This is a genomic window from Streptomyces sp. NPDC005303 (assembly GCF_040607335.1).
Lineage (GTDB): Bacteria > Actinomycetota > Actinomycetes > Streptomycetales > Streptomycetaceae > Streptomyces.
Genome location: NZ_JBEXGM010000006.1, coordinates 77,936 through 100,510, shown reverse-complemented (window position 1 = coordinate 100,510; position 22,575 = coordinate 77,936). Strand labels below are relative to the sequence as shown.

Genomic DNA, 22,575 nt, shown 5'->3' with positions numbered 1-22,575 from the left:
TTCTCGCCCAGGCGGTTTGAGCAGTCGCTCAAACAATGGGCTCACTGGGGGAACAATGGGGCTCTACATAGAGACACGCATCCGTGCCGGACTCGACGACCTCTGGACCCGGACGCAGGAACCGTCCCAGCACCAGCGTTGGGACCTTCGCTTCACCCGGATCACCTACCTCCCGCGCGCGGAGGGCGAGCCGCAGCGCTTCCGCTACGCCACGCGCGTGCTGCCCGGCCTCACCGTCGCCGGCACCGGCGTCTCCGCGGGGGAGCGGGAACGCCCCGACGGCACCCGCACCTCCGCCCTGCGCTTCTCCTCCCCGCACCCGCTCTCGCTCCTGGCGGAGGGCAGCGGCTACTGGCGCTACCTCCCCGACGGCGACGGCGTCGTCTTCCTCACCGGCTACGACTACCGCCCTCGCTGGGGCCGCTTCGGCGCCGTGGCCGACCGCCTGCTCTTCCGCCCTCTCATCGGCTGGGCGACGGCCTGGTCCTTCGACCGGCTGCGGCTGTGGCTGGAGCGGGGGATCACCCCGGAGCGGGCCCTGTGGAACTGGCTCGCCGAGCTCGTGGTCCGCGCCCTCGTCGTGCTCGTCGGCATCACCGGCCTCGGTCTGGAGCGCTTCCTGCGCCTCTTCGGCCCGCTGGCCGCGTCGATGGCCTACCTCTCGCCGCTCCTCCTCGCCCTGGCCATCTCCCTGGCCCTGTTCACGTCACCCCTGCCCGGCACCCCGGCCGCCCGCCGCTGTCTGCGCCAACCGTCCACGCGCGTGCGTGCGCCGCGTGTCCTTCACACCCTGGAGACCCCGCGATGACCTCGCCGTTCAGCACCCCGATGTGCCGTACCTCGATGTTCCGCACGGTGATGGGCGCCGAATTCGACCGCCTCCACCCCCAGCTCCAGCGCCGCTTCTCGGTGGGTCTGGAGTCCGGCGAGGCCTGCACCGGCCGCGGTGTCATGGACCGCGTCTGGCACGGCGGGGCCTTCGTGAAGCCCTTCCTCGCTCTCGGCGCGACCCGCAACATCCTGGTGCCGAGCCCCGGGCGGAGCGTGCCGTTCGTGATCGAGAACGTGCCCTACGTCGACACCCACGGCCGTGAGACGGTGACCTTCGTGCGCACCTTCCGCCTGCCCGGCCGCCCCCGCCGCTTCGACGCCCAGATGGTGCTCAGTCCCAAGGGCGACCGCATCCTCGACTACCTCGGCACCCACCAGCACCTGGCCAGCGAGCTCCACTTCCACGCCGAGCCCGACGGGTCGCTGCTGATCCGCTCCGGAGAGCACCGGTTCCGGGAGGGCGTGGTGGACGTCCGGGTGCCCGAGCTGATCGGCGCGACGGCCGAGGTGCGGGAGTCGTACGACGACCGGGCGGGCCGCTTCCGCATCAGGGTCCGGGTCGTCAACCGGTACTTCGGCCCGCTCTTCGGTTACGAGGGTTCCTTCGAGGCGACGTACAGCGACATCACGGCCTGCGGAGTCCGCCCCGGCCTGCGCCCCGTGCGGGAGGAGGCGCGCGCGTGAGCCCCGAGTCCGCCAAGTCCCTGGAGACCAAGGCCAAACTCCTGGAGGGCGCCCTGCGCACCCTCACCGAACAGGGCATCGCCAAGACCTCCGCCCGTACGGTGGCGGCGGCCGCCGGGGTCAACCAGGCGCTGGTCTTCTACCACTTCGGCACCGTCGACGAACTCCTCGCCGCGGCCTGCCGCTACGGGGCGGAGCGCGCGGTGGCCCGCTACCGGGAACGGCTGGCCGCGGTGACCTCGCTGTCCGAACTCCTCGCGGTGGGACGGAAGGTCCACGAGGAGGAGCGGGCCGGCGGACATGTCGCCCTCCTCGGCCAGTTGCTGGCCGGCGCCCAGACCCACGCCACCCTCGGCCCGGCCACCGCTGCCGGCCTGCAGCTGTGGATCGCGGAGATCGAGCGGGTCCTCACCCGCGTCCTCGCGGCCACGCCCTTCGGGGAGTTCGCCGATCCCGCGGGCCTGGCCCGGGCGGTGGCCGCCTCCTTCGTGGGCATCGAGCTGTACGAAGGGGTCGACGCGGCCGGGGCCACCTCGGCCCTGGACGCCCTGGAGCAGCTCGGCGTGCTCGTCGCCGCGCTGGAGGACCTGGGCCCGGTCGCCCAGCGCGCGGTGCGCCACCATCTCCGCAGGACCGGCCGCCGCTGACCCCGTCCCACCTCCGACCCGAGAGGACCTCATGTCCGACAGCCTCTACGAGACCCTGGACGACCGTTTCCGGCCCTGCACCAACGGCGACAGCAGGCTGGAGACCCTCTACGACGGCTGCCGCTGGGCCGAGGGGCCTCTGTACCTGCCCGCTTGGCGCCAGCTGATCTGGAGCGACATCCCCAACGACCGCATCCTGCGCTGGGACGAGGCCACCGGCACGGTCGGCGTCTTCCGCGCCCCGGCCGGCAACACCAACGGCAACACCGTCGATCCCCAGGGCCGCCTCGTCAGCTGCGAGCAGGGCAACCGCCGCGTCACCCGTACCGAGCCCGACGGCACGGTGACCGTGCTGGCCGAGCGCTATCAGGGCAAGCGCCTGAACAGCCCGAACGACTCCGTCGTACGCTCCGACGGCACGATCTGGTTCTCCGACCCGGACTTCGGCATCCTCAGCGACTACGAGGGGCACCGGGCCGAGTCGGAGATCGGGGCGTGCCAGGTGTACCGGATCGATCCGGTCACGGGTGAGGTGTCGCTCGCCGCGGACGGGCTGGACGGCCCCAACGGGGTGATCCTGTCCCCCGACGAGCAGCGGCTGTACGTCTCCGACTCACGAGCGGCCCGGATCCACCGGTACGACGTCCACGCCGACGGCACGCTCTCGGGCGGCACGGTGTTCGCCGAGGCGCGCGAGGGTGTCCACTTCGACAACATCCGCTTCGACGACGAGGGTCGGCTGTGGGCCGCCGCCCTGGCCGACGGCATCCACTGCTACGACCCAGACGGCACGCTGATCGGCCGCGTGCGGGTGCCTGAGCCGGTGGCCAACGTGACGTTCGGCGGGCCGAAGGGGAATCGGCTGTTCATCGCGGCCACGAGTTCCTTGTACTCGCTGGTGATGTCGGTGACGGGATCGGCGAGGGTGTAGTCGGGTGCGGGCCGGTGGGGGCTGGTCGCGCAGTTCCCCGCGCCCCTGAGTAGTTGCGGTCACCCGCGCTACGACGGGCCGTTGGCCGTACCGCGCGCCCCTGTGGACCGTTGGCCGCGTACGGCGCGCAGGGGACGGGGTGGGGGGTGTCCGCCCGCAGCGGCCGGCGTCCGTTGCCGAGATCTGATTCAGGGGCCGAGCCGCCGGACCGAGGACGGACACCCCCCACCCCGGCCCCGCCCCACCCACCGAACGGAACGCGCATCACAAGCCCCCACCGAAGCCGCAACGGGCCGCCGCAGGCATCCAGGGGCGCGGGGAACTGCGCAAAACGCCCGCCCCCACCGAATCCGCACTCGGACGGTCTGAAGGGCGAGACACTGCTGACCACGATGTGACCGGCCGGTAAGGTCGGTGCCGTGCCGAAGCCGCTCAGTCTTCCCTTCGACCCCATCGCCCGCGCCGACGAACTCTGGAAGCAGCGCTGGGGAAACGTGCCGTCCATGGCCGCGATCACCTCGATCATGCGTGCGCACCAGATCCTGCTCGGTGAGGTCGACGCGGTGGTCAAGCCGTACGGGCTGACGTTCGCGCGGTACGAGGCCCTGGTGCTGCTCAACTTCGCCAAGGCGGGAGAGCTGCCGATGTCGAAGATCGGTGAGCGGCTCATGGTGCACCCCACGTCGGTCACCAACACCGTGGACCGCCTGGTCAGGTCCGGTCTGGTCGACAAGCGCCCCAACCCCAACGACGGCCGCGGCACCCTCGCCTCCATCACCGACAAGGGCCGCGAGGTCGTCGAGGCCGCCACGCGGGACCTCATGGCGATGGACTTCGGGCTCGGTGTGTACGACGCCGAGGAGTGCGCGGAGATCTTCGCGATGCTGCGGCCGCTGAGGGTCGCCGCACACGACTTCGACGAGGACTGACCCGGGGCAAGATCTCCCGGAACGCGTGGTTACGCTCGTAGGCATGAAAAAGAGCGTGCTGACCCGCTACCGCGTCCTGGCCTACGTCACCGGTGTGCTGCTGGTCCTGCTGTGCCTGAGCATGATCGCCAAGTACGGCCTCGACATCGACGGCGCCGCGGACTTCACCCGCGTCGTCGCGATCGCGCACGGCTGGCTGTACGTCGTCTACCTCGTCTTCGCCTTCGACCTGGGCTCCAAGGCGAAGTGGCCGGTCGCCAAGCAGTTGTGGGTCCTGCTCGCCGGGACGATTCCCACGGCGGCCTTCTTCGTCGAGCGGAAGATCAGCCACGAGCTGGAGGGCAAGATCGTCGACGCGTCTCCGGCGCCCGTCAAGGCGTAACGCGTAACCCCACCCCACCGCCGTACGGCACTCGTACGGCGGTTGCCCTTCGCGTTTACTTGGACGTCCTAGTAACTTCGATGGTATGGACGCTGACGCCATCGAAGAGGGCCGCCGTCGCTGGCAGGCCCGGTACGACGCCTCGCGCAGGCGTGAGGCCGACTTCACCACGCTCTCGGGGGACCCCGTGGAGCCGGTGTACGGGCCGCGGCAGGGCGACACGTACGAGGGCTTCGAGCGAATCGGGTGGCCGGGGGAGTACCCCTTCACGCGCGGGCTGTATCCGACCGGCTACCGGGGTCGGACCTGGACCATCCGACAGTTCGCCGGGTTCGGCAACGCCGAGCAGACGAACGAGCGGTACAGGAAGATCCTCGCCAACGGGGGCGGCGGCCTGTCGGTCGCCTTCGACATGCCGACCCTGATGGGGCGGGACTCCGACGACCCCCGTTCGCTCGGCGAGGTCGGGCACTGCGGGGTCGCCATCGACTCGGCAGCCGACATGGAGGTCCTGTTCCGGGACATTCCGCTGGGCGACGTGACGACGTCCATGACGATCAGCGGACCCGCCGTCCCCGTCTTCTGCATGTACCTGGTCGCGGCCGAGCGGCAGGGCGTGGACCCCTCCGTCCTCAACGGCACGCTCCAGACGGACATCTTCAAGGAGTACATCGCCCAGAAGGAGTGGCTCTTCCAGCCCGAGCCGCACCTGCGCCTGATCGGCGACCTGATGGAGTACTGCGCGGCCGGCATCCCCGCCTACAAGCCGCTCTCCGTCTCCGGGTACCACATCCGCGAGGCCGGTTCGACGGCGGCGCAGGAGCTGGCGTACACGCTCGCGGACGGGTTCGGGTACGTCGAGCTGGGGCTGTCGCGCGGTCTTGACGTCGACGTGTTCGCGCCCGGGCTGTCCTTCTTCTTCGACGCGCACGTCGACTTCTTCGAGGAGATCGCCAAGTTCCGGGCGGCGCGGCGCATTTGGGCGCGCTGGATGCGGGACGTGTACGGGGCGCGGTCCGAGAAGGCTCAGTGGCTGCGGTTCCACACCCAGACCGCCGGGGTCTCGCTGACCGCGCAGCAGCCGTACAACAACGTCGTCCGTACGGCCGTCGAGGCGCTCGCGGCGGTGCTGGGCGGAACCAACTCACTGCACACCAACGCCCTGGACGAGACCCTCGCGCTGCCGTCGGAGCAGGCCGCGGAGATCGCGCTGCGCACCCAGCAGGTGCTCATGGAGGAGACCGGGGTCGCCAACGTGGCCGATCCGCTGGGTGGTTCGTGGTTCGTCGAGCAACTGACGGACCGGATCGAGGCGGACGCGGAGAAGATCTTCGAGCAGATCAAGGAGCGGGGGACGAGGGCCCATCCGGACGGGCACCACCCGATCGGCCCGATCACGTCCGGGATCCTGAGCGGGATCGAGGACGGGTGGTTCACGGGAGAGATCGCGGAAGCGGCCTTCCGGTACCAACAGGCCCTGGAGAAGGGGGAGAAGAGGGTCGTGGGGGTGAACGTCCACCACGGGTCCGTCACCGGCGACCTGGAGATCCTGCGGGTGAGCCACGAGGTGGAGCGGGAGCAGGTGCGGGTGCTGGGCGGCCGTAAGGCGGCGAGGGACGAGGCAGCCGTGCGAACTGCCCTGGAGGGGATGCTCGTCGCCGCGCGGGAAGGGGCCAACATGATCGGGCCGATGCTGGACGCGGTGCGGGCGGAGGCCACGCTCGGGGAGATCTGCGGGGTGCTGCGGGACGAATGGGGGGTGTACACGGAGCCGCCGGGGTTCTGAGCCCCACGGCGCGGCGGTCCCTACTTCCCGTTCTCTCCCGCGAGACCCGTCAACAGGACCTGGGTGAAGCTGTGGACCCACGCTTCGTCGGCCGGCTCCGCGCTCACCAGCGTGCGGTGGACCACCGCGCCCGCCACCATGTCGAAGATCAGGTCGACCGTGCGGGCCGCCTCGGCGGGGTCCGCCTCCTGGGGTAGTTCGCCGCGGGCCTGGGCGCGTTCCCGGCCCTCCAGGACCAGCCGTTTCTGGCGGTCGACGATCGACGACCGGATGCGCTCGCGCAGCGCTTCGTCCCGGCACGATTCCGCCACCACCGCCATCAGGCCGTTCTTCGTCTCCGGCCGCGCCAGGATCGCCGCGAACTGGAGGACCACGCCCTCGATGTCGTCGGCCAGGGTGCCGCAGTCGGGGAGTTCCAGTTCGTCGAAGAGTTCGGCCACCGCGTCGACGACGAGTTCGTTCTTGCCGGCCCAGCGGCGGTAGAGGGTGGTTTTCGCGACCCCCGCACGGGTAGCCACATCCCCCAGCGTCAGCTTCGACCAGCCCAGCTCCACCAGCGCGTTCCGCGTCGCCGCGAGGATCGCGGTGTCCGCGGCGGCGCTGCGCGGGCGACCTGTGGCGCGGGGGGCGGGGCTGCGGCTCTGCATTCTCCGACCATAACCGGCCGTTCTTGTGGGGCAGTGAGGGAGATCACCGGGGTGGGGTACCGGGCAGGCACTCGGTGCCATTACGCTACGACTCGTAGCGAAAGCTCGCGACGGACGTACGCGGGCGACGGCACGCACGGCGTGGGGTGGGGACCCGGCGTCAGGACCGCGCTGCACGACCGGCTTTCACATCGCTTTTCACACACGCGCGTGTACGGGGGAGGATAGACGCATGCAGCCACGGAACATGTCCATGAGCGGAGTCGTCGACCTCGCCGCGGTGAAAGCGGCCCAGGAGGCCAAGGCGAAGGCGGAGCAGGCGCGGGCCGAAGCGGCCAGGCAGGGCGGCGGGCCCGGTGCCGTCTCCCCGTCCGATCTCGTCATCGACGTAGACGAGGCGGGCTTCGAGCGCGATGTCCTGCAGCGGTCCACCGAGGTCCCGGTCGTCATCGACTTCTGGGCCGAGTGGTGCGAGCCCTGCAAGCAGCTGAGCCCGGTGCTGGAGCAGCTCGTCGTCGAGTACAACGGACGCCTGCTCCTCGCCAAGATCGACGTCGACGCCAACCAGATGCTGATGCAGCAGTTCGGCATCCAGGGGATCCCCGCAGTCTTCGCGGTGGTGGCCGGCCAGGCCCTGCCGCTCTTCCAGGGCGCGGCGGGCAAGGAGCAGATCCAGCAGACCCTGGACCAGCTGGTGCAGGTCGCCGAGCAGCGCTTCGGGCTGACCGGCCTCACCGTCGACCCGGAGGCCCAGCCGGGCGCCGCTCCGCAGCCCGCGGCCGTGCCCGCGGGACCGTACGACGCGCTCCTCGAAGCCGCCGTACGCGCCCTGGACGCGGGGGACTTCGGCGGTGCCGTCCAGGCGTACAAGAACGTACTGAGTGACGACCCCGGCAACAGCGAGGCCAAACTGGGGCTCGCACAGGCCGAGTTGCTCCAGCGGGTGCAGAGTCTCGACCCGCAGCAGGCGCGCAAGGAGGCGGCCGAGAAGCCGGGTGACGCGCAGGCACAGATCGCCGCCGCGGACCTGGATCTGGTCGGCGGCCATGTGGAGGACGCGTTCGGGCGGCTCATCGACACCGTGCAGCGCACGGCGGGTGACGAGCGGGACACCGTAAGGATTCGGCTACTTGAGCTCTTCGAGGTGGTCGGTGCCGACGATCCGCGGGTGTCGGCGGCCCGCAGGGCGCTGTCCCGTGCCCTGTTCTGAGCGGAATCCGAGCGGGGCGTGAGCCCGGTTCTGACCAGTCGCTAAACACCACGGCATGTGATGCCGGAGTGAAAGATTGGCCACCAGGGGGTCACTGCGGCCGCGCTTTGCCAAAACTTGGCAATCGCGGCCGCTGTTACTTCCAGTAAGCCAAGGGCGTTGATCTGTCGGATTCTGTCCATCGATCAACTGCTTTGTCCTCCCCCTGTTTGCCACCCAGCGTCGCCGACCGAGACCGGTGGGTCGTTGTTCGGTTATCCCGCCGTTACTACCGAGTAACGAAGCCCCTTGTGCGGGCGGCGAGAATGCACCACGATCGGCGACGCTCGGTCCTTTCCCGTACCCCGACAGCCGGTCGGGCCGCGGGATTCCGTGGGTCCCCACCGAGCAGAGCCGGCGGCAGGTGCGCCGGTTCTTGGACAGGGGGGTCTTCGCCCATCCGGCGAAGCCTGTCCAGCAAGGTTGTGCGTGATGTGTGTCAGGCGCGACCAGTGGTTGTCGCTCGGGGGTGATCGCCGGTGATCGGTGCGCGGTTCGCGCCTCCGAAGGCAGGCGCTCTCCTTCCCGAGGACGTAGCACTTCTCCCATCCCTGCCCGGCTGAGCCGTCCTTTCGAGAGGGCAGTCAGGGTCAGGAGATGTACGTCCGAGAAGGAGGAAATATGGAGTCCCAGGTGCGTGGCGGGACAAGATGGAAGCGGTTCGCTGTGGTCATGGTGCCCAGCGTCGCCGCCACGGCAGTGGTAGGTGTGGCCCTCGCGCAGGGCGCGCTCGCCGCGTCGTTCAGTGTGTCGGGGCAGGAGTTCAAGGTCCGGGCCGGCCAGCTCGTCGGCTACGACATGAACCAGTACGGCGCCATAGACTCCGGCAAGGGTCTTGACGGCAAGGACCAGGCGCACCCGGTGTCGGTGTCGGCGTTCGACCACGCCACGATCACCAACATGTGCCAGTCCGTGGTCACCCCGGTTCCGTTCCTGAACAAGTCGGTCACCCTGAAGCTGACCGCGGGTGACAAGGGCACGGCGGTCGAGGCCGACAAGATCTACATCGATGTCGCCAACCTCGACGCGAAAGATGCCGTGTTCTCGGGCATCAACATCGGTGTCCCCGCCGGGACCACCAAGGGGAACACCCCGAAGCCCAAGACCGCGGACGGGGAGCAGTCCAACCCGTTCGGGTTCGCCCAGCAGGCCGACAAGGCCGTGCTGACCGATGTGAAGCAGACGGCGTGGGCCACCACGGCCGGCACCTTCAAGCTCTCCGACCTCCACATGGGTCTGAGCTGGGGCAGCGGCGACGGGATCGAGTGCTACTAGGCGCTCAGTGACGGGCGGGGGAGCCGTTACGGTCCCCCGCCTGCCATCTCCCGCCCGTCGCCTTCACATCCCCCACCTTCATCATCGCGATACACCCTCATCAAGAGCAACGCCGCACCAGGGAGCTGTTTTCCATGAGCGCCGAGAGTCCTGCCGCGCCCGGCCAGTTCGACCGCCGGAGGCAGCAGTTCCGCGCCTGGCGGGGCACCCGTCCGTTCTGGGCGGGGCTGTTCGTCATGATCAGCGGACTTCCGATCATGTACTTCCCGTATGCGCACCTCAAGCTCGGTGGCCTGACCATCGCCATGGCCACCACGGCGGGCGCGGGATCCCTGATCATCGGCGTACTGCTCGTCGTCCTGGGCATCACCCTCTGGTTCCAGAAGCACGTACGCACCTTCGCGGGTGTCGCGGCGATCATGCTCGGGCTGGTGTCCCTCCCCGTCTCCAACTTCGGCGGCTTCATCGTCGGCTTCCTCTTGGCGCTGTTCGGCGGGGCGATGGCCGTGGCGTGGGCGCCGGGTGTACCGCCCGCGGAGGAGCCGGCCGTCCAGGACACGACCGGTGAGGGCGGCGCGCCCGAGGCCACGGACTACGACACCACGCTCCTGCGGCCGGTGGACCCAGTGGGCGAGCCGAACGATCTGTCAGGAACGAGCCCGGTCAACGGGGCGAACGGGAGGCACAGTGCCGGCTGACGAGGCGACCCACGGGGCTGACGTTGAGGCCTCCCGTGCGAGATCCGGGCCCCGCCACGCGGCACCCAAGAAGCCGCTGATCACCAGGTTCCACATGCCGGCCGGCAAGGCGATAGCCATGGCGGCGATGCCGACGGCCGTCCTCATGGGCATCGGGTTCACACCGACGCTCGCGCTGGCCGATGACGCACCGACCGCCAAGAGCCTGACGGCGGACGAGTACAAGGACTGTGTCGCGGCACTGGACGGCAGCGCCTCGCCGTCCGCGTCGGCGAGCCCCTCGGGCGACTCCGACGACGCCACCGCGACCCCGTCCCCCTCGGCCTCCGCCGGCTCGGCATCGGACTCCGGCTCGGGCGGCTCCTCCTCGTCGGGTTCAGGTTCCGACGACAAAGCCACGCCGACACCCTCGCCGTCCGCCTCCGCGAGCAAGGAGACGGAGGAGAGCGGCTCCTCCTCCACGAGCTCGGGCTCCGACACCGCGACGCCGTCCCCCTCCGCCTCCGCGAGCGACGACGGCAACCTGCTGACGGACATAGGCGACGCGATCACCGGGATCTTCACCGGCGGCAACTCCTCGTCGAGTTCGACCGCGAGTGAGCCGAGCGCCACCCCGACTCCGTCCGCCTCCGCCTCCCAGAGCGCCACGGACCCCGTCAAGGAGACGACCGACAAGGTCACCGACACGGTCAAGGACACCGTGAAGGACACGACCGACACGGCGTCCAAGGCGGCCGAGGACACCACCAAAGCCGTCGAGGACACCACGAAGGCGGCGGAAGAGGCTGCGGCCGACGCCACGGCCTCCCCGAGCCCCTCGGCGAGCGCCGGCACCGACCCGGAGGACTGCCCGGCCGCCACGGACGACGTGGGCGACACCGAGCCCGGTATCACGGTGGCGGACAACTCCTGGACCCTGAAGGCCAGTTCGCTGCTCCTCAAGGACGCGGACTACCAGGGTGTTGTCAAGGTCAGGACCGCGAGCGGCAAGACCAAGAAGGTCCTGAAGTACGTCATATCCGGCGGCACCGAGATCGGTGACCTCCACCAGACGGTCACCGACCGCGGCACGACGTATCACGTGCAGGCGGGCAAGGGTTCGAAGTCAACGATCACCGGCGACAAGACGGTCATGTACACCGAGAGCATCTCCGGCAACCTGCTGGGGCTGATCCCGCTCACGTTCAGCCCGGACAGCCCCCCGCCGCTGAACATCCCGATCATCTACTTCACCAATGTGACCGTCCAGCAGGCCGCCCAGTACGGCGGAACGCTGACCGTGCCAGGGATGCGCCAGTACAGCGAGGGCTGAGCGCCGCCCCCACACGAACCTTTCCGGGAGCCGCAGAAAGACTGTGCCCCGCCGGGCCCGGCCCGGCGGGGCACAGTCGTGAAAAATCCCTTCACAGAATCCACATGGTTCCCTACGGTTGCACGTGCCGTGGACATGACCAGACGCGGCGCGGGGGCGGCACCGGGGAACACCTGACCTGTGTTCACGGCGTCTTGGTGTGCGCGTGCGGGTCCCCGCCGACCCCACCGACGGGAACCTCTCGCCTTGATACGCATCTCCCTCAGCCGCCCCCTGCGCCGGGCGGCCGCTCTCGCTCTCGCGGGCGCCGTGACCACCGTGGTCGCGCTCACGACAGCGCACACCGAGTCACCCGGACCGCGTCCCGCGGAAGCGGCCGCCACCGACGGCGCCCCTCTCCTCCAGCAGGCCGCTGCCGACGGCACCGGCCTCCTCCCGCTCCTCGCCCGCGGTAAGGACGGCCACCTTTGGGACTACGAGGCCAAGGGCACCGGCGGCTGGAAGGCCCGCGCCGACCTCGGCACCGGCTACTCCGTGGCCACCGCGCTCGCCCAGGCCAATGTCTCCGACAACGGCCGCGGCAACGACCTCTACTTCCGGATCGGCGGCACCCTCTACTACACCGCCGAACGCGGCAACGACACCAAGGTGCTGGGGACCGGCTGGGACCAGTACAACCTCCTCGTCTCCGTGGGGAACATGGCAGGCAGCGCCCAGCCCGACCTGGTCGCCCGCGGCACCGACGGCCAGCTGTGGCTCTACCAGGGCAAGGCCGACGGCACCCTCGCCGCCCGGGTCCGGATGAAGGACTCCACCGGCTGGAACGGCATGAGCGTCATCGCCGGACGCGGTGACTACACCGGTGACGGCATCGCCGACCTCATCACCCGCAACAGCACCGGCAGCCTGCTGATCTACCCCGGCACCGGCAAGGCCACCGCCGACGGGGTCCTCGGCACCTCCGTCACCGCGGCCACGACCGGCTGGAAGGACTACACCGCGGTCGTGTCGACCGGCGACAACACCGGCGACGGCAAGACGGACCTGATGGCCGTCGACTCCGCCGGCGCCCTGTGGCTCTACAAGGGCACCGGCTCCGCCACCGCCCCCTTCAGTGCCCGTGTGCAGATCGGCACCAGCGGCTGGACCCAGTACAACCTCCTGTTCTGAGCCCCCTTTCCGCCGTTCTCACAGACAGGTTTCCCATGCGTACGAACACACGCAGACGGGGGCTCTTCCCGAGATCCCGTTTCCTGCCCTTGACCGCCATGGCCGTGGCCGCCGCCATCGCGGTGACGGGTGGTCAACTCCCCGACCTCGCCGGGCAGTCCGAGCGGACCGCGAGCACCGCCGACCCCGTACCCACCGCCTTCGACGCGAAGGCCGCCGAGCGCGTCCGCCAGGAGCAGTGCCTCCTCAGCGGGGCCCTGCGCAAGGGCGGCCCCGCGATGAAGGAGACCGCGCGGGCCGGCCTCATCGGCACCGAGGACCAACTGCACACGGCCGCAGACCCGTCCTACTGGAAGACCACCGCACTCCACACGGCGTACGAGAAGGACAAGGCCGCCGCCGACGCCAAGATGGACGAGCTGGCCGCCCGCCCCCGCGTGTGGGAGGCGTCCCTCGGCGTCCAGAACCCGCCCCCGCCCTACACCTACACCGGTTTCACGTGGGTGGAGGACAAGGACGACCCCTTCGCCAAGGTCGGTCTGTCGTCCTGGGTCGCCGCCCAGTTCTGGAAGCAGGAAGGCGACTTCTACGTCGACCCACACCCCCTGGCGAACAAGACGTCCGTCGACGCGGCCACCGCCGTCTACAAGGCCCGCTACTCTCCGGACGCCTACGAGGACTACGAGGACCGCCAGGCGTGGGAGTCGCTGCAGTTCATGCACGACATGTACGCCGACGACGCCCGGCTCTTCCTCCAGTACGGCGGTTTCCCGACCACCGCTCCCGACCCGGACTCGATGGAGTTCCGGATCGACGTGGAGAACCTCAAGGCCCGCTTCGCGTCCTGCGCGTACACCGACCCCCAGGACCCCCACCAGGTGCTCGGCGACGAGATCGCCACGGCCCACACCGAGTGGCAGTCGGAGATCGACGGGCAGAAGACCCAGCGGGACGCCATCATCCGGGCCGAGAAGCAGGCCAACGCCGACCTGTCGACGGCCTCGCAGGCGCTCGGTGAGGCCCTCGCCCAGTCGCTGATCGCGAGCCGGCTCACGGACTGGCAGGCTTACTGGACCGGCCAGAAGCCCGCCGACCACCCGAACGACTACCCGACCACGGCCGAGTTCACCCAGGTCAAGAAGTGGATCACGGACGCCCAGGGCCGGGCCGGCGGCCGCCTCTACGTCGCCTCCCGCGCCGCGCTGTCCGCGAAGACGCAGGCCGACGCGGTCACCCAGGCGCAGACGCAGGCGTACGGCATCGCCGACGCGGCCGGTCTGCCGCGCGGCCGGGGTCTGCTGTACGGCCAGCAGGCCGCGCAGGTCGCCAAGGCGTCGGCGGCGGCCACCCAGGCCGCGGCGAAGGCCGTGGAGACGGCGTTCAACGCGACCCGCGCCTCCGCCGCCGACAGCAAGACGCTCGACTCCCTCGCCAACACCCAGGCGCACGCGGCCAAGGCGGAGTTCCGGCGCATCGCCGCGCAGGAGGCCGAGGCCCAGGCCAAGGCCGCCGCCGAGGGGGCCGCGGCGCAGGCGGAGGAGGCGGCCAAGCACGCCTCCGAGGCCAAGGCCGCCGAGAACAAGGCGAAGGCGGCCGAGCAGACCGCCAAGACCGCGGCTGCCGACGCGAGGGCCAAGCGGCAGAAGGCCGAGTCCGAGCGGGACTACGCCAAGTCGCAGGCGGACCTCGCCGCCGCCGAGCGGCAGAAGGCGCACGAAGCCGAGGGCCGCGCCCAGTCCCAGCGGCAGATCGCCGCCGACAAGCTGTCCGACGCGCAGGCCGCGGGCGGTACGGCCGCCGACAAGAAGGACGCCGCGCTCGCCGCCGAGAACCGGGCGAAGAACGCTCGCAACGGCGCGCTCGCCGCCGAGGACCGCCGTGACGCCCTGGTCGCCAAGGCGGAGGCCGCGGAGGCGTTGCTCGCCGCCGTGGACGGCACCGCCGACGCCATCGAGGCCCGGCAGGCCGCCACCAAGGCACGCTCGGCGGCCGACGACGCCACGGCCGCGGCCACACAGGCCCGCCAGGCGGCGAACGAGGCCACCGCGGCGGCCACTAACGCGCGAGAGGCGGCCACCAGGGCCCAGGGGGCGGCCAAGCGCGCCCAGGCCGCCGCGGACGGCGCCCAGCGCGATGTCGCCATCACCGGGGCCGCGGTGACCAAGGCCCACGCGGCCGCCGCCGACGCGATCGCCGCGTCCCGTGCCGCCAAGTGGAACGCGATCGCCGCCAAGGCCGAGGCCGAGGCCGCGCAGAAGGCCGCCGCCAAGGCGCGCGGTGACGCGTTGGTCGCCCGCTCCGAAGCCTCCCTCGCGGGCGCCGACGCGATCCGCACCGCCGGGCACGCGTACTCCACCGCGCAGGCCGCCGCGGCCGCCCGGGACTCGGCGGCGAAGGTCGTCAAACCCGCCAACGACGCCATCGAGCTGGGCTCCCCGTACGCGGAGACCGACTCCTCCGCGGGTCTCGCGGTGCTGACCGGTCAGGCCGCGAAGACGGCCGCCCAGCAGCAGGTCGCCGTCGCCAACGCCAAGGCGGCTCAGGCCAAGAAGGCGGCCGCCGAGGCCAAGGCGCTCGCGGCCCAGGCGAATGCCGACGCGAAGGCGGCGGCGGAGGCGGCGGCGAACGCTGCGGAGTGGGCCGCGCAGGCCAGCACCTCCGCCGCGGCGGCGCAGGCCTCGTCGGACGCGGCCGCCGGCTCCGCCAAGGCGGCTCAGCGGTCCGAGGCCAACACCGTCGAGTACGACAAGCAGGCGGTGGCCGACGCCGCCGCCGCGCAGACCGCGGCCACCGCGGCCGACGGCTACGCCACCGACGCGGACGCCTCCGCCGACGACGCCGAGCGGGACGCGGCGAGCGCCCGCAGCGCGGCCGACGCGGCCGAGGCCGACGCCTCCACCGCCCGGTCCGTCGCCGACAAGGCGGAACAGGACGCGACCGAGGCCGAGGCCGCCGCGGCCAACGCCCGCAACCTCGCCGTGGAGGCCGCCGAGGCCGCCATCCGCACCCAGCAGGTCGACTTCGAGGACCGCAAGGAGCAGGAGCGCACCGCCGACGGCGGCGGCACCGGTGTCGAGGGCGTCGTGATGAAGCCCAGCGGCGACTCCAAGGTCGACATCAACCCGCTGAGCGACTGCGTGGGCAGCCACTCCGGTGGCGACATCGGCTGCGAGATCGACCTGGAATTCCACATCTACGGCGAGATGGACTTCTACGTCGAGTCCTGCCCGCTGCCCGGTGTGGACCGCGCCCACTGCGGCTCGGCGATCCAGCGCGACTACCTCACGAGCTCTCCCCTGGACGTCAAGTTCAAGGAGAAGAACGTCCACATCGACGGGATCAAGCTCACCGAGTCCGTCCTCAAGGCGGTCGCCACCGGGGCCGTCGCGGACATCGTCGGCTGCTCCAAGGGCAAGCTCAGCAGCTGCGCCTGGCTGTTCGGCAGCATCATCATCCCGGGCCTGCTGGTGAAGGCGGCGGAGGCGGCGTTCGCGGTCCGGACGGCCATGCGTGGCGGGGCCGGGCTGGGCGCGGCCATGTGGAGCCTGCGCGGGTCGGGCCTGGCGGCCTCCGCCATCGCCCGGCTGGAGGAGGCGGGGATGCAGGCCCTGCTCTCCATGTGCTTCCCGGCCGGGACGAAAGTCGCCACCGCCGACGGTTCGAAGAACATCGAGGACATCGAACTCGGCGACCGGGTCTGGTCCATGGACCAGCGGACCGGCGAGAAGTCCCTCAAGCCCGTCACCCAGCTGTTCCACCGGGTCGTCGATCGGCTGGTCCGCGTAGAGACGGCGCACGGCACGGTCCAGTCCACGGAGAACCACCCCTACTGGGTCCGGGACCGGGGCTGGACCGAGGCCCGTGACCTTCGCTCCGGCGACGCCTTCCAGACCCTGGACGGGGGCAAGGACACGGTCACCGGTACGTCCGTTGCCGCCGGAGCCGTCCAGGTCTTCAACTTCCAGGTCGCGGACAATCACACGTACTACGTGTACGCGGGCCCGACACCGGTGCTCGTTCACAACACCTGCGTCGACGACATCATCAAGAATCTCGTCAAGGACGGCGACCACATCGTCCTCGGGATCAACCCGTACTCCGATACGCTGGCAGACACCCTGAAGGGCGGCGCGCGGACGTTCAACAACAAGCACCTGTTCGACAGGCCGCATCCGAACTCTGACGGTCGACCGATCTGGATGGTCGCCGTGGAGGACACCCTGTCGAATTCCCGGGTGAGAGTCAGTGTCTCGCTCGACGGTGTCCCGGACGCGAAGAACGCCGCCGATGCCTTGGAGAAGCTCATCGCCCGAGGCAGGCCCCTGATCGGCAATGACTGGAGGCCGGCCGCACAGAGCGGCAACGGCACCGCCTGGGAGATGGCGACTCTCCGGCTCAAGGTGGTCAACGGCGCGAGACGATGGACGGACTTCGACTGGTACATGACCAAGCCGGGCGAAAGAGCGCCGAGTCTCGTCACCGACATGCCCGTGCCCGACTGGGCGATGTGACCCGAGAGCCCAGAGACCGAGAGAACCCCGACACAGGGAGAACAGCAGCAATGCCAGAGTTCGTGCGTGAGGGGCGGTTGTTCCGCGTGGTGAGCTTCGCCCCGTCGCACCGCCAGCTCATCCTGCGCAGTGACGCCACTCTGATCGACGGGACCGATACCCGAGTCGAGGTGTACTTCGGGCACGTGGAGCTGATGCTCCTCAAGCCGATCTACGAGAAGGGACTCCGGATCCGCAGGGCAGGCGAAGCTCATTTCGCAGAGCTGAGGGAGCGTCATGGCCTCAGCGCGGAGGACGCCGCCTACGTGTGGTTGATCGACCCGGCCGGTGGCGACTTCGTCGTCTCCGGCCGGCCCGAATGGCGTGAGGCCGCCTGTACGTTCGAGCAGCCCTCTTTGTTCGACTACACCCACTCCTGGCCCGAGGGCTTCCCCATGGAGTCGGGCACCGTCGGCTGATCCCCGACACCGAGAACACCCGAGGGCGCCCCCTGCCACAGGGGGCGCCCTCGCTGTCGTACCGCCGGCGGCTACTGCGCCGTGCCGCCGATGTGGTGCACGCGGAGCATGTTGGTGGTGCCGGCCACGCCGGGGGGCGAGCCGGCGGTGATGATGACGATCTCGCCCGGGTTGAAGCGGTTGATCTTGGCGATCTCCTGGTCGACCATGTCGACCATCTCGTCCGTGGTGTTCACGAACGGCACCACGTGCGACTCCACGCCCCAGCTGAGGGTGAGCTGGTTGCGGGTGTTCTCGTCGGTGGTGAAGGCGATGATCGGCTGCTGGGCGCGGTAGCGCGACAGGCGGCGCGCGGTGTCGCCGGACTGGGTGAAGGCCACCAGGCCGCGGCCGCCGAGGAAGTCGGCGATCTCGCAGGCCGCGCGGGCGACCGAACCACCCTGGGTGCGGGGCTTCTTGCCGGGGACCAGCGGCTGCAGGCCCTTCGACATCAGCTCCTGCTCGGCCGCGACGACGATCTTCGACATCGTCTTCACGGTCTCGATCGGGTACGCGCCCACGCTCGACTCCGCCGACAGCATGACCGCGTCCGCGCCGTCCAGGATCGCGTTGGCCACGTCGGAGGCCTCGGCGCGGGTCGGGCGGGAGTTGGTGATCATCGACTCCATCATCTGGGTCGCCACGATCACCGGCTTGGCGTTGCGGCGGCACAGCTCGATGAGGCGCTTCTGCACCATCGGGACCTTCTCGAGCGGGTACTCGACGGCCAGGTCACCACGGGCCACCATGACGGCGTCGAACGCCATCACGACGCCCTCCATGTTGTCCACCGCCTGCGGCTTCTCCACTTTGGCGATGACCGGGACCCGGCGGCCCTCCTCGTCCATCACCTTGTGGACGTCGTCGACGTCCTTGGCGTCCCGCACGAAGGACAGCGCGACCATGTCGCAGCCCATGCGCAGCGCGAAGCGGAGGTCCTCGACGTCCTTCTCGGACAGCGCGGGCACGTTGACCGCCGCGCCGGGCAGGTTGATGCCCTTGTGGTCGGAGACGACACCCCCCTCGATGACCATCGTCTTGACCCGCGGGCCCTCGACGTCCAGGACCTTCAGCTCGACGTTGCCGTCGTTGATGAGGATCTGGTCGCCACGGGAGACGTCACCGGGCAGGCCCTTGTAGGTCGTCCCGCAGATGGTCTTGTCACCCGGGACGTCCTCGGCGGTGATGACGAACTCGTCACCGCGCTCCAGCTCCACCGGACCCTCGGCGAAGGTCTCCAGGCGGATCTTCGGGCCCTGGAGGTCGGCGAGGACACCGATGGGGCGGCCGGTCTCCTTGGCGGCGGCACGGACGCGGTCGTACCGCCCCTGGTGCTCGGCGTGCGAGCCGTGGCTGAAGTTGAAACGGGCCACGTTCATGCCGGCCTCGATCAGCGAGACCAGCTGCTCGTGGGAGTCGACCGCGGGGCCGAGAGTACAGACGATTTTCGAACGGCGCATGGGGCGATCCTATCGGTTTGTTTCGCAACGGAATATTCCGTCTGGCGGAAGATACAAATGGGCGCGGCCGCGCTCAGTTGCGGTTACTGCTCAGTTGCTTTCTTCTCCGACCAGTGCGTAGGTCTGTGTCGCGATTTCCAATTCCTCGTCCGTGGGCACCACGGCCACCGCCACCCGGGCATCCGCCGGCGAGATCAGTCGCGGCTCGTCGCTCCGGACGGCGTTCAGCGCGTCGTCCACCGCCAGGCCCAGGGACTGCAGGCCCGCCATGGCGGCCGCACGCACCGGTGCCGCGTTCTCGCCGACGCCGGCCGTGAACGCGATCGCGTCCACGTGGCCGAGCACCGCGTAATAGGCGCCGATGTACTTCTTCAACCGGTGAATGTAGATGTCGAATGCGAGCTTCGCCTGTTCGTCACCCTCGTCGACCCGGCGGCGGATCTCCCGCATGTCGTTGTCCCCGCACAACCCGATCAACCCGCTCTTCTTGTTGAGAAGAGTGTCGATCTCGTCCGTGGACATTTTGCCAACACGCATCAAATGGAAGATGACGGCAGGATCCATGTCTCCCGAGCGCGTACCCATCACGAGCCCTTCCAAAGGCGTCAGCCCCATGGAGGTGTCCACACACCGCCCGCCCCGCACGGCGGACGCGGACGCGCCGTTGCCGAGGTGCAGCACGATCACGTTCACCTCTTCCGGCGCCTTCCCCAGCAGCTTCGCCGTCGCCCGGGACACGTAGGCGTGCGAGGTGCCGTGGAAGCCGTAGCGCCGGACGCGGTGCGCGTCGGCGGTCTCCACGTCGATCGCGTAGCGCGCGGCCGACTCCGGCATCGTGGTGTGGAACGCGGTGTCGAAGACGGCGACCTGGGGCAGGTCCGGGCGCAGCGCCCGCGCGGTGCGGATGCCGGTGAGGTTGGCCGGGTTGTGCAGCGGGGCCACCGGGATCAGCCGCTCGATCTCGGCGAGCACGGCCTCGTCGATCACGGTCGGCTCGGTGAAGGTCTTCCCGCCGTGCACCACGCGGTGGCCTATCGCGGCCAGCTCGGGGGAGTCGAGGCCGAGCCCGTCCTTCGCCAACTCCTCCGCCACGGCCTTCAGCGCGGCGTCATGATCGGCGATCGGGCCGGTCCACTCACGGGAAGCGCCCCCCTGGGGGGTGTGCTTGAGCCGCGAGGACTGCTCACCGATGCGCTCGACGAGCCCCATGGCCGGCCGGCTGCTGTCCCGCATGTCGAGCAACTGGTACTTCACCGACGAGGAGCCGGAGTTGAGGACGAGGACACGGGTGGCGCTCACTGGGCGGAAGCCTTCGCGGTAGGGATCTGGGCCTGGATCGCCGTGATGGCGACGGTGTTGACGATGTCCGAGACCAGCGCGCCCCGGGACAGGTCGTTGACGGGCTTGCGCAGGCCCTGGAGCACCGGCCCGACGGCGATCGCGCCGGCCGAACGCTGCACGGCCTTGTAGGTGTTGTTGCCCGTGTTGAGGTCGGGGAAGATCAACACGCTGGCCTGGCCCGCGACTTCGGAGCCCGGCAGCTTGGTCTCCGCCACGGTCGGCTCGACGGCCGCGTCGTACTGGATCGGCCCCTCGATCTTGAGATCGGGGCGCCGCTGCCGTACCAGCTCGGTGGCCTCGCGCACCTTGTCGACGTCGGCGCCCGAGCCGGACGTACCGGTGGAGTACGACAGCATCGCGATCCGCGGCTCCACACCGAACTGCTCGGCGGTCGCGGCCGACTGGATGGCGATGTCGGCCAGCTGCTCGGCGTCGGGGTCGGGGTTCACGGCACAGTCGCCGTACACCAGCACCTTGTCGGCGAGGCACATGAAGAAGACCGACGAGACGATGTCGGCGTCCGGCTTGGTCTTGATGATCTCGAAGGCCGGGCGGATCGTCGCCGCCGTGGAGTGCACCGATCCGGACACCATGCCGTCGGCAAGGCCCTCCTGGACCATCAGCGTGCCGAAGTAGTTCACGTCGGAGACGACGTCGTAGGCCAGCTCGACCGTGACGCCCCGGTGCGCCCGCAGGGCCGCGTACTTCTCGGCGAAGGTGTCGCGCAGTTCGGAGGTCGCCGGGTCGATCAGCCGGCAGTCGCCGAGGTCGATGCCGAGGTCGGCGGCCTTCTTGCGGATCTGGTCGACCGGGCCGAGCAGCGTGAGGTCGCAGACGCCCCGGCGCAGCAGGACCTCGGCCGCGTGCAGCACGCGCGGCTCGGTGCCCTCGGGCAGCACCACCCTGCGCCTGTCGGAGCGGGCCGTCTCCAGGAGCTTGTGCTCGAACATCATCGGCGTGAGGCGGTCGCTGCTCGGCGCGGAGACCCGGCCGGCGAGCTCGGCGGTGTCGGCGTACCGCTCGAACAGGCCGAGCGCGGTCTCCGCCTTGCGCGGGGTGGCCGCGCTCAGCTTCCCTTCCAGCGCGAAGAGTTCGGCGGCGGTCGGGAAGCTGTTGCCCGCCACCGAGAGCACCGGGGTGCCAGGGGCCAGGCGGGCGGCGAGGGTGAGGACCTCGTCGCTCGGCACCTCGTTCAGGGTGAGCACCACACCGGCTATCGGCGGGGTCCCGGCGCTGTGCGCGGCGAGCGAGCCGACGACCAGGTCCGCGCGGTCGCCCGGGGTGACCACCAGGCAGCCCGGGGTCAGGGCGCTCAGGAAGTTCGGCAGCATCGCGCCGCCGAAGACGAAGTCCAGCGCGTCCCGGGCGAGCCCGGAGTCGTCCCCGAGGATCACCTTGGCCCCCAGGGCCTGCCCGATCTGGGCGACGGTCGGCGCCGCGAGGGCGGGCTCGTCCGGCACGACGTAACAGGGCACCGGCACCCGGCCCCGGAGCCGCTCGGCGATCTCGTCCCGGTCTTCACGGCCCACCCGGTTGGTGACCATGGCGAGCACGTCGCAGCCCAGGCCGGCGTAGGCCCGGTAGGCGTTGCGGGTCTCCGCGAGCACCGACTCGGCGGGCTGCTTGCGACCGCCCACGACCGGGATCACCGAGGCGCCGAACTCGTTGGCCAGTCGGGCGTTGAGCGAGAGCTCGTCCGGGAGCTGGGTGTCGGCGAAGTCGGTGCCGAGGACCAGGACGACGTCGAAGTCGCGGGCCACCAGGTGGAAGCGGTCCACGAGGGTGGAGACCAGCTCGTCGGTGCCGCGCTCGGCCTGCAGCGCGGACGCCTCGTGGTAGTCGAGGCCGTACACGGTGGCCGGGTCCTGGGAGAGCCGGTAGCGGGCGCGCAGCAGTTCGAAGAGCCGGTCGGGACTGTGGTGCACCAGCGGCCGGAACACCCCCACCCGGTCGACCTGGCGGGTCAGCAGCTCCATGACCCCCAGCTCGACGACCTGGCGGCCGTCGCCGCGGTCGATCCCGGTCACGTACACGCTGCGGGTCACGCGTGCTCTCCCTCTCTCACGGATCTCACTCGCACTGGTCATGAAAATCGCCCACCGAGGTGAGCGGAAACCCTCTTGACAGTACCCCGGTCGATGGATAAGGCGCCCGTCAGCACGGCATGCGACGGTGCTCCGCGGGACGTGAAAGAATCGGGACAGGCTCACCGGTATCAACAGCGA

General features: G+C 70.2%; 18 protein-coding genes. 14 read left to right on the top strand and 4 right to left on the bottom strand.

All coding sequences use genetic code 11. The annotated features are described in order from the left end of the window. The first annotated feature begins 55 nt into the window (after positions 1-55). From ABZT93_RS11770 to ABZT93_RS11740, 7 genes are all read left to right on the top strand, one after another. Positions 56-808, top strand: coding sequence for a hypothetical protein (locus ABZT93_RS11770; RefSeq protein ID WP_356102439.1), 753 nt, complete (start codon positions 56-58; stop codon positions 806-808). After that, positions 805-1,515: a DUF4166 domain-containing protein gene (locus ABZT93_RS11765; RefSeq protein ID WP_356102436.1), complete on the top strand. Its 711-nt coding sequence runs from the start codon at positions 805-807 to the stop codon at positions 1,513-1,515. Before ABZT93_RS11770 ends, ABZT93_RS11765 begins: the two co-directional genes overlap by 4 nt. Beyond that, positions 1,512-2,162 (top strand): TetR/AcrR family transcriptional regulator, encoded by a 651-nt coding sequence (locus ABZT93_RS11760; protein ID WP_356102434.1) that lies wholly within the window; start codon positions 1,512-1,514, stop codon positions 2,160-2,162. Before ABZT93_RS11765 ends, ABZT93_RS11760 begins: the two co-directional genes overlap by 4 nt. A gap of 31 nt (positions 2,163-2,193) precedes the next feature. Continuing rightward, a complete protein-coding gene (locus tag ABZT93_RS11755; RefSeq protein ID WP_356102431.1) occupies positions 2,194-3,093 on the top strand; it encodes an SMP-30/gluconolactonase/LRE family protein in 900 nt (299 codons plus the stop codon). A gap of 419 nt (positions 3,094-3,512) precedes the next feature. Then, positions 3,513-4,022 carry a MarR family transcriptional regulator gene (locus tag ABZT93_RS11750; RefSeq protein WP_356102428.1) on the top strand — a complete coding sequence of 170 codons (510 nt, stop codon included), beginning with the start codon at positions 3,513-3,515 and terminating at the stop codon, positions 4,020-4,022. A gap of 43 nt (positions 4,023-4,065) precedes the next feature. Next, positions 4,066-4,404, top strand: coding sequence for a DUF3817 domain-containing protein (locus tag ABZT93_RS11745; RefSeq protein ID WP_356102426.1), 339 nt, complete (start codon positions 4,066-4,068; stop codon positions 4,402-4,404). Between the two features lie 85 nt (positions 4,405-4,489). Further along, positions 4,490-6,190 carry a methylmalonyl-CoA mutase family protein gene (locus ABZT93_RS11740; protein WP_356102423.1) on the top strand — a complete coding sequence of 567 codons (1,701 nt, stop codon included), beginning with the start codon at positions 4,490-4,492 and terminating at the stop codon, positions 6,188-6,190. Between the two features lie 20 nt (positions 6,191-6,210). Here ABZT93_RS11740 and ABZT93_RS11735 read toward each other — a convergent pair whose 3' ends face one another. Further along, complete coding sequence (locus ABZT93_RS11735) at positions 6,211-6,837, bottom strand: TetR/AcrR family transcriptional regulator (RefSeq protein ID WP_356102420.1); 627 nt, start codon at positions 6,835-6,837, stop codon at positions 6,211-6,213. Positions 6,838-7,069: 232 nt separating this feature from the next. Between ABZT93_RS11735 and ABZT93_RS11730 the strand changes: the two genes are divergently transcribed. From ABZT93_RS11730 to ABZT93_RS11700, 7 genes are all read left to right on the top strand, one after another. Further along, a complete protein-coding gene (locus tag ABZT93_RS11730; RefSeq protein WP_356102417.1) occupies positions 7,070-8,047 on the top strand; it encodes a tetratricopeptide repeat protein in 978 nt (325 codons plus the stop codon). 660 nt (positions 8,048-8,707) lie between these two features. Then, positions 8,708-9,361: a DUF6230 family protein gene (locus ABZT93_RS11725; protein WP_356102414.1), complete on the top strand. Its 654-nt coding sequence runs from the start codon at positions 8,708-8,710 to the stop codon at positions 9,359-9,361. A gap of 134 nt (positions 9,362-9,495) precedes the next feature. Further along, entirely contained in the window at positions 9,496-10,059 is a 564-nt protein-coding gene (locus tag ABZT93_RS11720; protein WP_356102412.1) for a DUF6114 domain-containing protein, read from the top strand. Then, the gene (locus ABZT93_RS11715) at positions 10,049-11,371 is read left to right on the top strand and encodes a hypothetical protein (protein ID WP_356102409.1); all 1,323 of its coding nucleotides are present in this window, start codon (positions 10,049-10,051) and stop codon (positions 11,369-11,371) included. Before ABZT93_RS11720 ends, ABZT93_RS11715 begins: the two co-directional genes overlap by 11 nt. A gap of 246 nt (positions 11,372-11,617) precedes the next feature. Beyond that, positions 11,618-12,541 carry a VCBS repeat-containing protein gene (locus ABZT93_RS11710; protein ID WP_356102407.1) on the top strand — a complete coding sequence of 308 codons (924 nt, stop codon included), beginning with the start codon at positions 11,618-11,620 and terminating at the stop codon, positions 12,539-12,541. 35 nt (positions 12,542-12,576) lie between these two features. After that, positions 12,577-17,052 (top strand): polymorphic toxin type 27 domain-containing protein, encoded by a 4,476-nt coding sequence (locus ABZT93_RS11705; protein WP_356102404.1) that lies wholly within the window; start codon positions 12,577-12,579, stop codon positions 17,050-17,052. Between the two features lie 50 nt (positions 17,053-17,102). Further along, a complete protein-coding gene (locus tag ABZT93_RS11700) occupies positions 17,103-17,510 on the top strand; it encodes a hypothetical protein (protein ID WP_356102401.1) in 408 nt (135 codons plus the stop codon). A 71-nt stretch (positions 17,511-17,581) separates the two neighbouring features. On the opposite strand, the gene pyk is transcribed toward ABZT93_RS11700, so the two are convergent. The 3 genes from pyk to pta form a co-directional block, all read right to left on the bottom strand. Then, positions 17,582-19,009: a pyruvate kinase gene (pyk, locus tag ABZT93_RS11695; protein WP_356102398.1), complete on the bottom strand. Its 1,428-nt coding sequence runs from the start codon at positions 19,007-19,009 to the stop codon at positions 17,582-17,584. A gap of 90 nt (positions 19,010-19,099) precedes the next feature. After that, entirely contained in the window at positions 19,100-20,308 is a 1,209-nt protein-coding gene (locus ABZT93_RS11690; RefSeq protein ID WP_356102395.1) for an acetate kinase, read from the bottom strand. Continuing rightward, positions 20,305-22,395, bottom strand: coding sequence for a phosphate acetyltransferase (gene pta, locus ABZT93_RS11685; RefSeq protein ID WP_356102392.1), 2,091 nt, complete (start codon positions 22,393-22,395; stop codon positions 20,305-20,307). The genes ABZT93_RS11690 and pta overlap by 4 nt, the downstream gene beginning before the upstream one ends. Positions 22,396-22,575 lie beyond the last annotated feature (180 nt).